The sequence below is a fragment of the Pedococcus sp. P1_H8 genome, assembly GCF_056405175.1.
On record NZ_JBFUCP010000480.1, the window covers coordinates 1 to 359 of the forward strand.

At 70.5% G+C, this 359-nt stretch carries 1 protein-coding gene; it reads left to right on the forward strand.

Annotated elements, in window-relative coordinates; translation table 11 throughout:
* The coding region (locus AC1DYG_RS20945; RefSeq protein ID WP_477641744.1) for a glycoside hydrolase family 5 protein at positions 1 to 359 on the forward strand (359 nt) is incomplete at both ends.

The window sequence follows — 359 nt, forward strand, 5'->3', positions numbered from 1 at the left end:
CGACCGGACCATCGACGCCATCCGGGAGGCCGGCGCCGAGCAGATCGTCTACTTCGAGCCGAGCATCCTGTGGTCCGGACTCGGGTTCGACAGCGGCCCGCCGCCCGGCTTCACCGACGACCGCAACATCGTCTTCTCCCCGCACCTGTACGCGGAGTCGATCACCATGGACGCCTCGCTGGGCCTGCCGACGATCGTCAGCGTCGAACGGGGCTTCACCCTCGCCGACCGGGTGGCCCGCATGTACGGCGTCCCGTACTGGAGCGGCGAATTCGGCTTCTGGGGCGACGGACTCGTCGACATGGCCACCCGCTTCGCGACGGCGCAGGACGCGCACGCCCAGGGCGGCGCCTACTGGG